Genomic DNA, 12,127 nt, shown 5'->3' with positions numbered 1-12,127 from the left:
ATCACAAATTGATAATGACTATCAACGTCATTGACACTTCCTTTATGTAGCTCTACACTTAACTATGAAACCATCTAAGAAATAAGGATGTAGCCATCATGAATACTTTTTTAGCTAGCAACTTTCGTAAAATTCTGGGACTGGTATTCGCCCTTCTCCTCATGACATACCTCAGTTATGCCAGCCTCATCTTTGGCGTCGTTGACACGAGTTGGCAAACTGCGATTGATGCCTACACGAATTTCAACGGCTCTAATGAACACATCGTCATTAAAGAAGTGCGAGTACCGCGTGTGCTCAATGCGCTAACGGTCGGTTTCTGCCTCGGCTTGGCCGGAACTCTGCTCCAATCCTTGACGAGAAACCCTGTTGCAGACGTTGAACTGTTCGGTCTTAATGCAGGTGCTTCTCTTTTTGTTGTGTTCGCCGTTACATTTGTCGGGATCAGCTCCTTGACCCAGTTTACGTGGATTTCCTTTTTAGGAGCCGCTGTAGCAGGTTTGATCGTCTACTTGCTCGGTTCATTCGGCAGAGATGGACTTTCGCCTGTGAAGCTGGTTCTGGCGGGTGCAGCTATCACCGCTTTGGCTTCCTCGATCCGACACGGCATGATGGTCCTGAATGAAAAGGCCACAGACGAGGTGCTTTTCTGGCTGGCAGGGTCAGTCGGAGGCAGAAAGCTGGAGTATTTAGCCACTGTCTTTCCTTATATGATCATCGCCTGGATCGCTGCATTTGTCCTCGCACGCCCAATTCAAACGTTGTTGATGGGTGATGACGTAGCAAAAGGTCTCGGACAGCGCACATTATTGGTCAAATTCAGTGTCGGAATCGTCATTGTTCTCTTATCCGGTTGCGCAGTTGCTGTTGCTGGACCTATTGGTTTTGTCGGTTTGGTCACGCCGCATCTGGCCCGCTATCTCGTCGGAATAGACACTCGCTGGGTACTTTTGTACAGCGGTCTGCTTGGTTCCATCCTGCTGCTGTTAGCAGACATCGGCGCTCGTTATATTGCAATGCCTGCTGAAGTTCCTATTGGAGTAATGACAGCCCTGATCGGGATTCCGTTCTTCATCTATGTCGCACGCAAGGGGCTGGATAAATAATGAAAGACTACCTGTCTCTTCGCATCGGTAAGCGCTTTTCATCGTTTCAGCTACATAAAAAGACGCTCTGGTTTTCGCTACTCGCCTTGCTGATCGTCATCACCGTAGCGGTTGTCAGTCTCGGAATGGGTGAAATGAAAATTGCTCCGCTCGATGTGGTAAAGGTTTTGTTGGGAATCGGTTCAGAAGAAAATGCTTTGATTGTAGAGCAGTTTCGCCTGCCACGCATCGTCATTGCCATTCTGGTAGGTGCCGCACTCGCAGTCGCCGGTGCCATCATGCAGGGTCTCGTCCGCAACCCATTGGCTTCTCCGGATATTCTTGGGATATCGGGTGGAGCATCTGTTTTTGCAGTCGGCTTCTTGATGCTATTTGAAACAGTGAGCATCAAGTGGCTTCCTCCCATCGCTTTTTTGGGAGCAACATTGACGACATTCCTGCTGTACGCCCTCTCTTGGAAAAAAGGCGTCACACCGCTTCGTCTCGTCATGATCGGCGTTGGAATCAAAATCGCAGCGGGTGCCATTGTCACCATGCTGATCATGTTCAGTCCGTTTTTGCTGCAAAATAAGGCATTGCTCTGGCTGACTGGAAGCATCTACGGCGTTGACTGGAATGACGTATTCATGATTTTGCCGTGGGTAGTCGGACTGATTCTCGTAGCGTGCTTGCTTGCAAGGCGCGTGAACATTCAACAGCTCGGCGATGATCTGGCGACGAGTCTCGGCAGTTCCTTACAATTGGATCGCTTCCTCCTCCTCATGATTTGCGCGGCTTTGACGGGAACAGCCGTCTCTGTTGGAGGCGATATCAGCTTTGTGGCTTTGCTGGCCCCCCACATTGCCAAGCAACTGATTGGTCCTTCCTTTGGCGGTGCCATGACACTCTCGGCTTTCTTGGGTGCCATTATCGTATTGCTTGCGGATTTGATTGCCCGCATGGCTTTTTCACCAATCGAAGTGCCTGTAGGAGTATTCACCTCTGCCATCGGCGCTCCGTTTTTCATCTACTTGCTGTATAAAAACCGAAATCGCTAGAAGAACTTAGTCCCGCTGTGGTGGGGAGGAAACAGGAGAAAACGCTCAGATTCTTGTCCCACCCGCTGAGGGATTCACTGCCCGACTCCATGCAAAAAGCGAAACCGCGTCCAAAGTAGTTCTTTCAGGATGTTTTTCAGAGGTGGACGCTTAAGAGCGTGTTTCACTTTTTGCATTCCGTCTCGGTCGGTGTACCAAAGATCTTCGCTGTTTTCTCCTGTTTCCTCTACGAGCTTTCGTGCTAAACGAATTTTAAAAAGCCTTTAAAAGATTGAAGAATGTGCTCAGTTACGCCAGAGAAGAATATTTCCAGACGTAGCGACTTGTGGAGTCCGACCGAGCGGAGAAGGGATTCGCGGGCAAAAGAAACGCAACCGTGCCTATACGACGTAGCGGCTACCACTTTTGCGTTTCCCCGCGAATCCCTTCGGAGCGGACAGTCCCAACCCTCAGCGGGACGGAGCACTGAGCCTAGACTGGAAATATTCTTCTCCCCACTGCAGCCACATGCGACCCTGAATATATTTTTTAATTCCTATACGTTGAAAGGAGTCCAACCCATATGCAAGCTTTGGAAACCCAACGGCTTACGTTATCGTACGGAGAACGCAACATCATTGAAGCTTTAGATTTAAACATCCCGCGTGGAAAAATCACCGTTTTCATCGGCAGTAACGGCAGTGGCAAATCGACATTACTGCGCTCTCTGGCACGTTTACTCAAACCAAAGGAAGGCGCCATCCTGCTTGAAGGAGAATCGATCGCGAAACGCTCTACCAAAGAGGTAGCCAAGCGTCTTGCCATCCTTCCTCAAGGCCCATCTGCACCAGAAGGATTGACGATCCTGCAATTAGTCAAACAAGGACGTTATCCCTATCAAAACTGGCTACAGCAATGGTCGGAAGAAGACGAGCAGATGGTCAACAAAGCATTGGCAGCTACTCAACTCACAGATATGGCTAACCGCGCCGTCGATAGTCTCTCTGGCGGCCAACGTCAGCGCGCCTGGATTGCGATGACGCTCGCTCAAGGAACCGAAACCATTTTGCTGGATGAGCCTACGACTTATTTGGATATGTCCCATCAGATTGAGATTTTGGACCTGTTGTTTGAACTCAATCAAACGGAGCAGCGCACCATCGTCATGGTTCTCCACGATCTAAATCTCGCTTGCCGCTATGCCCATCATATCGTTGCCGTTCACAATCAGACCGTCGTGGCAGAAGGAGCTCCGAACGAAGTGCTGACGACCGACCTTGTCCGTACCGTTTTCGATATGGATTGCCAAATTACGCAAGACCCCCTGTACGGAACTCCTATGTGCATCCCGTACAGTAAAAGCCGTCTGGGCACTGTGCAAACCGAACGAAAAGCATTCGCCATGTCATAAGCCTCAAACAGCAAAGAGACTGTCCATCGCGTAGTATGGGCAGTCTTTTTTCGTAGATAAAAGCTTGAACATGCAAGAATCGAGGCTTCTGGTGGCATATGTCTTTCATCCAAAAAACAGCGGCAGTCCCGGACTTTTTTGCGTCCTGAACTGCCGCATGCAAGCTTATTTCTTCAAGTTGTAGAATGCAGAACGACCACCAAAGCGAGCTGTATCAGCTAGTTCGTCTTCAATACGCAGCAATTGGTTGTACTTCGCTACGCGGTCTGTGCGGGAAGGCGCACCAGTCTTGATTTGACCCGCATTTGTAGCCACTGCGATATCAGAGATTGTGGAGTCTTCGGTTTCACCGGAACGGTGCGAAATCACCGCAGTATAACCAGCCAGCTTCGCCATTTCGATTGCTTCGAAGGTTTCTGTCAGCGTACCGATTTGGTTTACTTTTACCAGAATGGAGTTACCTGTAGAGGTCTCGATTCCGCGAGCCAGACGCTCGGTGTTGGTTACGAACAAGTCGTCACCTACCAGCTGAACTTTACTGCCCAACTTGTCAGTCAGCGCTTTCCAGCCATCCCAGTCATCTTCAGACAGACCGTCTTCGATGGAGATGATTGGGTATTTGTTTACCAGATCTTCGTAGAACGCGATCATTTCTTCTGTTGTTTTCACAACGCCTTCGCCTTCGAAGTGGTATTTGCCGTCTTTAAACATTTCCGTAGCTGCTACGTCCAACGCAAGGAACACGTCTTTGCCTGGCTCATAGCCTGCTGCCTTGATCGCATCCAAAATAGTTGTGATCGCTTCTTCGTTGGATTTCAGGTTTGGAGCAAAACCGCCCTCATCCCCTACTGCTGTGCTCAAGCCTTTTTCACCCAATACTTTTTTCAGGGAGTGGAAAATTTCCGCACCTGTACGCAGCGCTTCCTTGAAGGAAGTAGCACCTACTGGCATAACCATGAATTCCTGAATGTCTACAGTGTTGTCTGCGTGCTTACCACCATTCAGGATGTTCATCATAGGAACTGGCAGCATTCTCGCGTTGAAGCCGCCGAGGTAGTTGTAGAGAGGAACGCCGAGAGATTCTGCAGCCGCACGTGCTACTGCCATGGACACACCAAGAATCGCGTTTGCGCCCAGCTTGCCTTTGTTTGGCGTGCCGTCGAGCTGAATCATCGCCATATCGATGCCAACTTGATCCAGGGCATCCATGCCGATCAGTTCAGGAGCAATGATTTCATTCACGTTTTCTACGGCTTTCAGAACACCTTTTCCCAAGTAACGGGATTTGTCACCGTCGCGAAGCTCAACCGCTTCATACGCACCTGTAGATGCTCCAGATGGAACATCTGCGCGACCCATCGAGCCATCCTCGAGATATACTTCTACTTCCACAGTTGGATTACCGCGAGAGTCCATAATTTCGCGTGCATAAATGTCAGTAATCATTGCCATTTCTCGTCCATCTCCTTTTTTCAAGTGCACTTACAATCTATTTCGATTTAAACGCCAAGCTACCCTTACAGTGTGTCCCAGCGAAGCCTATTTTGCAAGTAACGATTTACCTGTCATTTCAACGGGTTGCGCTACTCCCAAAAGCTCCAAAAGCGTTGGCGACAAGTCGGCCAAAATACCGTCTTCGCGCAGGGCAGCCCCGTCTTTTGTCACAATTACAGGCACCGGATACGTACTGTGTGAAGTAATTGGTCGTCCCGCTTCATCCAGCATCAGATCTGCGTTGCCGTGGTCAGCTGTGATGACGGCTACGCCGCCTTTTGCTACGATGGCATCGACTACTCGGCCCAAGCATGCATCCACCGTCTCGACTGCTTTGATTGTTGGCTCCATCATTCCGGAATGACCAACCATGTCGCAGTTGGCAAAGTTCAGGATGATCGCGTCAAAATTATCTGCCTCGATCTCAGCGACAACAGCGTCTGTCAGCTCTGGTGCACTCATCTCCGGCTGGAGGTCGTACGTCGCCACTTTTGGCGAAGGAATCAGGATGCGTTTCTCACCAGGAAACTCTTTCTCACGCCCGCCACTAAAGAAGAACGTCACATGCGGATATTTCTCCGTCTCGGCAATGCGTAGCTGCTTCAAGCCATGCTGGGAAAGTACCTCTCCCAATGTGTTATCCAGATTGGAAGGCTTGTAAGCGACATACCCATTAACCGTCTCGGAAAAATGCGTCAGGCACACAAAATGCAGATCGCGCGGGCGCTCATCTCCGCGGTCAAATCCACGGAAATCTTCATTCGTAAATGCCTGCGACATTTGAATCGCACGATCCGGGCGGAAATTATAAAAAATAATCGAATCGCCGCTTTGAACGGTCGTCACTGGTTTTCCGTTTTCATTGAGAATCACGGTTGGCATGACGAACTCATCCATAATGGACTTTTCGTAGGATTCCTTAACCGCCTGAACCGGATCACGATAAGCCGGAGCATCTGCATACACCATGGCGCGATACGCCTTCTCTACGCGCTCCCAGCGTTTGTCACGATCCATCGCATAGTAGCGACCTTGTACGGTAGCAATATGGCCAACACCCAGCTCAGCGATTTTGGCTTGTAGCTGCTCGATATAACCCACTGCACTGTCAGGCGATACATCGCGGCCATCGAGGAAACCGTGAATGAACACATCCGCAAAGTCCTGCTTTTTCGCCAACTCGAGCATCGCAAACAGGTGGTCAATATGACTGTGTACACCACCATCGGACAAAAGTCCGAACAGATGGAGCTGCTTGCCGTTTTGCTTCGCGTGCTGGAAAGCAGCAATCAGTGTTTCGTTCTCAAAAAAAGCGCCTTCTTTAATCGACTTGGTAATGCGCGTCAAATCCTGATAAACGACACGCCCTGCCCCGATATTGAGATGGCCTACTTCGGAGTTCCCCATCTGTCCTTCTGGCAGCCCAACAGCCAACCCACTTGCCTCTAGTGTCGCGTGAGGGTATTGGTTCCAGTAACGGTCAAAATTCGGCTTGTTGGCTTGCGCTACTGCGTTTCCATACGTTTCGTTCCGCAGAGCAAAACCATCCACAATCAAAAGGGCAACCGGTTTTGGTCTTTGTGCCATTGCTTTCTCCTCCTATCGCGACGTTGCTCCTGCCACAAGCTGCAAGTAGCTATTAGCTACGAGACTCGCTCCACCGACCAATGCTCCGTCAATGTCAGGCTGTGCCATGTAGCTTGCGATGTTTTCCGGCTTTACGCTTCCGCCGTATTGAATGCGCACTTTCTCCGCTGTCGCTTGTCCAAAGCGTTCACCGATTACGCTACGAATAATGGCAATCGTTTCATTAGCATCCTCTGCCGTGGAAGACTTGCCTGTGCCAATCGCCCAGATCGGCTCGTATGCAATAACGGTATCCGCCACTTGTGCAGCATCTACTCCAGCAAAAGCACCTTCAGTCTGCGTACGGACTACGTTAGCTGTCTCGCCCGCTTCCCGCTGCTCCAGACTCTCGCCTACGCACACAATCGGTACGAGACCTGCTGCTAATGCAGCTACAACCTTTTTATTCACCGTCTCATCTGTTTCATTGAAATATTGCCGACGCTCGGAGTGACCAAGAATCACGTACTCCACACCGATTTCTTTCAGCATGGACGCGCTGATTTCTCCTGTATAAGCACCTTGCTCTTCAAAATGCATGTTTTGCGCCCCGATGGCAATATCCGTGCCCGCCAGCTCTTCTTTAAGTGCGGTCAACGCTGTAAAAGGTGCGCAAATGACTTTTTGTACTCCGGAAGTATTATTGCTTGCCTTGGCTTCCTTCGCAAACGCTCTTGCCTCGGCCATTGTCTTGAACATCTTCCAGTTTCCCGCGATAATTGGTGTTCGCATGCAAACTCCCCCTCTTCGCTCTTATTGGTTATCTGCCAACACAGCTACGCCTGGCAGTTCCTTGCCTTCCATGAATTCCAGGGACGCTCCGCCGCCTGTAGAAATGTGTGTCATCTGCTCGGCAACGCCTGCTTTTTCCACAGCCGCTACGGAATCACCGCCACCGATGATCGTCGTACCGCTGCATGCGGCCATCGCCTTGGCTACGCCAATCGTGCCGCCTGCAAAAGCATCCATTTCAAATACGCCCATCGGACCGTTCCATACAACCGTTTTCGAATCTACAATGACGCTGTGGTACTGTTCCACTGTTTTTGGACCGATATCGAGTGCCATCCAGCCCTCTGGAATTGCATCGATTGCCACAACCTGCTTTTCTGCATCTGCCGCAAAACGGTCAGCTACCACAACATCAACTGGCATCAGCAATTGAACGCCGCGCTCTTTTGCCTGCTCCATCAATGTACGTGCGAGGTCGAGCTTGTCGTCTTCACACAGAGAAGCACCAATGCCATAACCTTGTGCTTTGAGGAATGTATTCGCCATACCGCCGCCGATAATCAGGTGATCGACTTTGGTCAACAAATTTTCAATGACAGCAATTTTATCTTTTACTTTTGCACCGCCGACAATCGCTGTAAACGGACGCTCCGGATTGGACAAGGCTCCGCCCATGAAGCGAATTTCCTTTTCCATCAGCAAGCCTGCAACGGCTGGTATGTACTCAGCGATTCCCGCTGTAGAAGCATGTGCCCGGTGAGCTGTCCCGAATGCATCATTGACAAACAGATCAGCCAAGGCCGCAAAGCTTTTTGCCAGTTCTGGATCGTTCTTTTCTTCTCCCGCATGGAAGCGCACGTTTTCCAACAGGAGGACGTCGCCAGACTCCATTCGTTCTACTGCCGCTTCTACGTCAGCACCTTGGCAATCCTCCAGCTTACGCACGTCCTTGCCCAAGAGCGAGGACAGATGGGCTGCGACAGGAGTAAGACGCATCTCTTCCACCACTTGGCCTTTAGGACGACCAAAATGGCTCGCCAGGATTACTTTGGCTCCTGCTTCCATCATGAAACGGATGGTTGGTACAGCAGCACGAATGCGTGTATCGTCGGTGATTACCCCGTCCTGCATCGGCACGTTAAAGTCGACACGGCAGAATACGCGCTTGCCTGCCAGCTCAACATCGCGGATAGATTTCTTGTTCATGAACGATCCTCCCAAATCATTGGCTTTTTATTCGGAAAAAAGATATGGGAAAAGGGAGATTGCTCTCCCTTTTTTTCCACAACAGTTCTATTTTACGTGTTAGAAGCCGCGCTGTGCAACATAATGACACAAGTCTACGACACGATTGGAGTAACCCCACTCGTTATCGTACCAGGAAACGACTTTCACCATGTTTCCTTCCAGTACCATTGTAGACAAAGCATCGATTGTGGAGGATGCAGGGTTTCCATTGTAATCAGAGGAAACGAGTGGCTCTTCGGAGTAGCCGAGAATGCCTTTGAGAGGGCCTTCTGCCGCTTCTTTCAGCGCGTTGTTGATTTCTTCAACAGTTGCGTCTGTCTTCAGCTCAACGACCAAGTCCACTACGGATACGTTTGGAGTTGGTACGCGCATAGCGAAACCATTCAGCTTGCCTTTCAGCTCAGGCAGTACGAGTGCTACCGCTTTTGCCGCTCCTGTAGAGGTTGGAATGATGTTTTCCGCAGCTGCACGGGCACGGCGCAAATCTTTGTGCGGCAGGTCGAGAATTTGTTGGTCATTGGTGTAAGAGTGAACGGTTGTCATCAAACCGCGTACGATCCCGAATTTTTCATTGAGAACCTTCGCGTATGGTGCCAAGCAGTTCGTTGTGCAGGATGCGTTGGAGATCACAGTGTGTTGCGCTGGATCGTACTTGTCTTCGTTCACACCGATTACGACTGTAATGTCTTCGTTTGTTGCCGGAGCGGAGATGATGACTTTTTTCGCGCCACCTTCCAGGTGCTTCGCTGCATCTTCGCGCTTCGTGAAGCGTCCAGTCGATTCCACTACGATTTCAACACCGTAATCTGCCCACTTCAGTTGAGCTGGATCGCGCTCTGCCAATACCTTGATTTCTTTTCCGTCTACGATGAGCGTGTTTTCGGAAGCTTCAACACTCACGTTCAAAACGCCATGAACCGTGTCATATTTCAAAAGGTGCGCCAGTGTGTGCGCATCTGTCAGGTCATTGACCGCCACGATTTCTACATTCGGATTGTTCAGTGCTGCACGAAATACGTTACGACCGATACGACCAAATCCGTTAATACCTACTTTTACCATAATGTATACCTCCTGCTCATTAGCTAGCTTTATTCTTCATCGCGAGAAACCTGCCCTCTGGCGAAAACCAGCGGGTCGATAATATCGTCACAATCGGTAATAAGATTGGAAAAAACACAAAGGGCAATGTCTGGATCGTCGAAACACCTAACGTGAGCGCCATCATCATCGATAGTCCGTTCCACGGAATCAATACAGGCATGACAACTGTGGAGTCCAGCATCGTCTTGCCCAACAGCTCACGCCCTCCCTCCCATTGGGAGAACCTCCCGAGAAGAGTCGCGCCGAGAACCAGAATCGGAATGGTTTGATTACAGCTGATGATGACCACTAACAACGACAATGCCGCTGCTTTCGCTACCAATACTGTCTTATTTTTTGTATGACCCATCATTTTGTCTACGATGGGAGTTAATAAATTGGCTCTGTTCAAAATGCCGTTTAAAAAGCCTGCGAGAATGATTAACGCCAGAACACTGAAGATGGCGAACATCCCGCCCCCATGGACCAGTTGATCCAGCGGCGTTCCTGAATGAAGCTCAAATCCAACTAGCATTGATGTAAAAAACGTCTTCACATCCAAATTCCCATTGATCCCGACTAGAATCGCACTGGCTCCGATACCGAAAAACAATGCCTTCACCGCTTTTACTCTCAGTGCAAAAGAGGCAATTAACACCACGAGAGGCAGCATGAGCAGCCAATGTACAGAAAAATGACTGACTAACAGCTCCTGGTACATTTGAATGGTATCCGTCGAGTTCGCTTGAGGTCGAAACAGATCAAGGATCAGGAAAAGTAACGCGCAAATCGCTACCGTAAGCAAAGCAGGACGCCGCATTCTTCTTTCCTGCTCTTCTGTCATACCGACATTGGAAAGCACCAGTAATCGACTGCTGGATATCGGCGAGAAACGTTCCCCCACCATCGCTCCAGAGATGAGCGCGCCACCTACGATCGCAGGTGATATCCCTGCTGCGTGCGCTATACCCATCAAGGACAGCCCAATCGTACTCAGTGTACCGATTGATGTACCCAATAAATAACTGACGCCTGCGGTCAACAGAAAAGAGAGAACGAACAAATACTCGACATTCACAATCGATAATCCGTAGTAAATGATGGCGGGAATGGTTCCTCCCATCATTAATAGAGGAATCAAGAGTCCTACTAAAAACAGAATCGTAAGGACAGGCTTTGCCTTTTGGACACCTTCCCAGCCAAACACGAACTGCTGCTTCCACGGATAACCCAATCTTTTTACACTAACCAGTGTGACCAAGATCGCAAAAACAATCCCCCATGCGATCGGAAAACCGAGCGATAGGCTCAAAATGATACCAGCGATCATTGCCAAGATGGGTGTTACCGATGTGATAGACATGCGACCGACTTCCTTCCGTTACAATCGTGCGGACAACAGCGTATAAGCTGCCCCTTCGTCCGTAATGAGTACATTCTGACACGATTGCTTAGCAAAGGAAAGAATCGCTTTTGCCTTGCTTTCGCCCCCCGCAATAGAGAGCACTGTTTCTGCCTTGTGCACTTCCTCTAGCTGTAAACCAATTGTCGGCATTCTGTGGACCGTTTCTCCCGCTTCATTAAAGTAGTATCCGAATGCTTCTGATACAGCACCCGTCTCCACTAATTCCGCGAGTTCTTCCTCCGAATAATTCCGCCTTCTCGCCATCGTGACGGCATCCCCGATTCCATGCAAAACGATTCGAGTTTCGCCCAATAGTGACAGCACATCTTGTACCTGTGGCTCTTTGACCAATGTCTGCAAGGCTTCTGGATGGAGGCGATCCGGTACGTGAAGAAGCCGATAAGAAGCACCTGTTTTCGCTGCCATGGCGGAAGCGAGCGTGTTCGCTTGCAGCTCTACGCGTTCTCCCAATCCACCGCGAGCAGGGACAAACTGAACGTTTTTGAACGAAGCAGAAGGGGTCAGATGACTTGCTACGCTGGCTATGGATGAACCACCTGTTACCGCTACAATGTCGCCTTCTTGCACGACTTGTTTGAGGACCCGTGCCCCTACCCGTCCCAACTCTTCCTTTACCCAAGGTGACTGGTCTGCATTGCCCTGCACCACAATGACTTCTGCTATGCCCAGCTTTTTTTGCAGGCGCTCTGCCAAGTCAGTAAGGCCGAATAGCTCTCCGACGAGAGGCTCCATGTCGTCCAAGACTTGTTGTCCTTCTTCACTCAGGCTCATTCCCGCAGCTGTTACATGAAGGAGCCCCGTCTCTTTTAGCAGTTCCACTTCTGCCCGCAAAATACGTTCAGTGGTATCCATGGCTTGAGCAAGACCTCTTCTGCCAATCGGCTGCAAATGATAGATGGATCGGAGCAACATGTACCGCTGACGCAAAACTTGAATCAAGTCAGGCAACAATTTTTGTTGCAGTTCCAGTAAACGTCGCATTTTA

General features: G+C 49.9%; 10 protein-coding genes. 3 read left to right on the top strand and 7 right to left on the bottom strand.

The window, feature by feature from the left end; translation table 11 throughout:
• The first annotated feature begins 98 nt into the window (after window positions 1–98).
• The 3 genes from HP401_RS03875 (at window position 99) to HP401_RS03865 (ending at window position 3,533) form a co-directional block, all read left to right on the top strand.
• On the top strand, window positions 99–1,106 hold the full coding sequence (locus tag HP401_RS03875; RefSeq protein WP_087347813.1) for a FecCD family ABC transporter permease: 1,008 nt from the start codon (window positions 99–101) through the stop codon (window positions 1,104–1,106).
• A complete protein-coding gene (locus HP401_RS03870; protein WP_173604134.1) occupies window positions 1,106–2,143 on the top strand; it encodes a FecCD family ABC transporter permease in 1,038 nt (345 codons plus the stop codon). Before HP401_RS03875 ends, HP401_RS03870 begins: the two co-directional genes overlap by 1 nt.
• A 562-nt stretch (window positions 2,144–2,705) precedes the next feature.
• Entirely contained in the window at window positions 2,706–3,533 is an 828-nt protein-coding gene (locus tag HP401_RS03865) for an ABC transporter ATP-binding protein (protein WP_007729437.1), read from the top strand.
• A gap of 165 nt (window positions 3,534–3,698) precedes the next feature.
• Here HP401_RS03865 and eno read toward each other — a convergent pair whose 3' ends face one another.
• From eno to HP401_RS03830, 7 genes are all read right to left on the bottom strand, one after another.
• On the bottom strand, window positions 3,699–4,985 hold the full coding sequence (gene eno / locus HP401_RS03860; protein ID WP_015893463.1) for a phosphopyruvate hydratase: 1,287 nt from the start codon (window positions 4,983–4,985) through the stop codon (window positions 3,699–3,701).
• A gap of 87 nt (window positions 4,986–5,072) precedes the next feature.
• A complete protein-coding gene (gene gpmI / locus HP401_RS03855) occupies window positions 5,073–6,614 on the bottom strand; it encodes a 2,3-bisphosphoglycerate-independent phosphoglycerate mutase (RefSeq protein WP_173604133.1) in 1,542 nt (513 codons plus the stop codon).
• A gap of 12 nt (window positions 6,615–6,626) precedes the next feature.
• On the bottom strand, window positions 6,627–7,385 hold the full coding sequence (gene tpiA, locus HP401_RS03850) for a triose-phosphate isomerase (RefSeq protein WP_173604132.1): 759 nt from the start codon (window positions 7,383–7,385) through the stop codon (window positions 6,627–6,629).
• A gap of 21 nt (window positions 7,386–7,406) precedes the next feature.
• Window positions 7,407–8,591: a phosphoglycerate kinase gene (locus HP401_RS03845; RefSeq protein WP_173604131.1), complete on the bottom strand. Its 1,185-nt coding sequence runs from the start codon at window positions 8,589–8,591 to the stop codon at window positions 7,407–7,409.
• Between the two features lie 99 nt (window positions 8,592–8,690).
• Window positions 8,691–9,695 carry a type I glyceraldehyde-3-phosphate dehydrogenase gene (gap, locus tag HP401_RS03840; protein ID WP_007720484.1) on the bottom strand — a complete coding sequence of 335 codons (1,005 nt, stop codon included), beginning with the start codon at window positions 9,693–9,695 and terminating at the stop codon, window positions 8,691–8,693.
• 19 nt (window positions 9,696–9,714) lie between these two features.
• Window positions 9,715–11,079 carry a Na+/H+ antiporter NhaC family protein gene (locus HP401_RS03835; protein WP_173604130.1) on the bottom strand — a complete coding sequence of 455 codons (1,365 nt, stop codon included), beginning with the start codon at window positions 11,077–11,079 and terminating at the stop codon, window positions 9,715–9,717.
• An 18-nt stretch (window positions 11,080–11,097) separates the two neighbouring features.
• Window positions 11,098–12,123, bottom strand: coding sequence for a sugar-binding transcriptional regulator (locus tag HP401_RS03830; RefSeq protein ID WP_015893468.1), 1,026 nt, complete (start codon window positions 12,121–12,123; stop codon window positions 11,098–11,100).
• Between the last annotated feature and the right edge of the window lie 4 nt (window positions 12,124–12,127).

It is taken from the genome of Brevibacillus sp. HB2.2 (assembly GCF_013284275.1).
GTDB lineage: Bacteria > Bacillota > Bacilli > Brevibacillales > Brevibacillaceae > Brevibacillus > Brevibacillus brevis_D.
This window is presented reverse-complemented; position numbering and strand designations above follow the sequence as displayed.

What these genes read in the sequence shown, in the direction of transcription:
- HP401_RS03870 (WP_173604134.1), top strand. Translation starts at nt 1,106, where the DNA reads ATGAAAGACTACCTGTCTCTTCGCATCGGTAAGCGCTTTTCATCGTTT.
- gpmI (WP_173604133.1), bottom strand. Translation starts at nt 6,614, where the DNA reads ATGGCACAAAGACCAAAACCGGTTGCCCTTTTGATTGTGGATGGTTTT.
- gap (WP_007720484.1), bottom strand. Translation starts at nt 9,695, where the DNA reads ATGGTAAAAGTAGGTATTAACGGATTTGGTCGTATCGGTCGTAACGTA.
- HP401_RS03830 (WP_015893468.1), bottom strand. Translation starts at nt 12,123, where the DNA reads ATGCGACGTTTACTGGAACTGCAACAAAAATTGTTGCCTGACTTGATT.
- HP401_RS03835 (WP_173604130.1), bottom strand. Translation starts at nt 11,079, where the DNA reads ATGTCTATCACATCGGTAACACCCATCTTGGCAATGATCGCTGGTATC.
- HP401_RS03865 (WP_007729437.1), top strand. Translation starts at nt 2,706, where the DNA reads ATGCAAGCTTTGGAAACCCAACGGCTTACGTTATCGTACGGAGAACGC.
- HP401_RS03875 (WP_087347813.1), top strand. Translation starts at nt 99, where the DNA reads ATGAATACTTTTTTAGCTAGCAACTTTCGTAAAATTCTGGGACTGGTA.
- HP401_RS03845 (WP_173604131.1), bottom strand. Translation starts at nt 8,591, where the DNA reads ATGAACAAGAAATCTATCCGCGATGTTGAGCTGGCAGGCAAGCGCGTA.
- tpiA (WP_173604132.1), bottom strand. Translation starts at nt 7,385, where the DNA reads ATGCGAACACCAATTATCGCGGGAAACTGGAAGATGTTCAAGACAATG.
- eno (WP_015893463.1), bottom strand. Translation starts at nt 4,985, where the DNA reads ATGGCAATGATTACTGACATTTATGCACGCGAAATTATGGACTCTCGC.